1 protein-coding gene is annotated in these 1,099 nt (G+C 61.3%); it reads left to right on the forward strand.

The genetic code is table 11. The features are described from left to right. The coding region (tuf, locus tag IB236_RS24170) for an elongation factor Tu (RefSeq protein ID WP_192422483.1) at positions 1-1,098 on the forward strand (1,098 nt) is incomplete at its 5' end. Position 1,099: the final 1 nt, after the last annotated feature.

The raw sequence follows: 1,099 nt of genomic DNA on the forward strand, positions 1-1,099 counted from the left end.
ATCGCTACCGTGCTGTCCGCCAAGTTCGGCGGCGAAGCCAAGGCCTACGACCAGATCGACGCTGCGCCCGAAGAAAAGGCCCGCGGTATCACGATCAACACCGCCCACGTGGAATACGAAACGGCCAACCGCCACTACGCTCACGTGGACTGCCCCGGCCACGCCGACTATGTGAAGAACATGATCACCGGCGCTGCCCAGATGGACGGCGCTATCCTGGTCTGCTCCGCTGCTGACGGCCCCATGCCCCAGACCCGCGAGCACATCCTGCTGGCTCGCCAAGTGGGCGTGCCTTACATCATCGTGTTCCTGAACAAGTGCGACATGGTGGACGACGAAGAACTGCTGGAACTCGTCGAAATGGAAGTGCGCGAACTCCTGGACAAGTACGACTTCCCAGGCGACGACACCCCCATCATCCGTGGCTCCGCCAAGCTCGCCCTGGAAGGCGACAAGGGCAAGCTGGGTGAAGAGGCCATCATGAAGCTGGCTGAAGCCCTGGACACCTACATCCCCACGCCTGAGCGCGCTGTGGACGGTGCCTTCCTGATGCCTGTGGAAGACGTGTTCTCCATCTCCGGCCGCGGCACCGTGGTGACCGGTCGCGTGGAACGCGGCATCATCAAGGTCGGCGAAGAAATCGAAATCGTGGGTATCCGCGACACGCAAAAGACCATCTGCACCGGCGTGGAAATGTTCCGCAAGCTGCTGGACCAAGGCCAAGCTGGCGACAACGTCGGCCTGCTGCTGCGCGGTACCAAGCGCGAAGACGTGGAGCGTGGCCAAGTGCTGTGCAAGCCCGGCTCGATCAAGCCCCACACCCACTTCACGGCTGAGGTGTATGTGTTGAGCAAGGACGAAGGCGGTCGCCACACTCCTTTCTTCAACAACTACCGTCCCCAGTTCTACTTCCGCACGACCGACGTGACTGGCGCCATCGAGCTGCCAGCCGACAAGGAAATGGTCATGCCTGGTGACAACGTGTCGATCACTGTGAAGCTGATCAACCCCATCGCCATGGAAGAAGGTCTGCGCTTCGCTATCCGCGAAGGCGGCCGTACCGTGGGCGCTGGCGTCGTGGCCAAGATCATTGCTTAAT

The sequence above is a fragment of the Acidovorax sp. ACV02 genome (assembly GCF_014851475.1).
GTDB classification, from domain to species: Bacteria; Pseudomonadota; Gammaproteobacteria; order Burkholderiales; family Burkholderiaceae_C; genus Acidovorax; species Acidovorax delafieldii.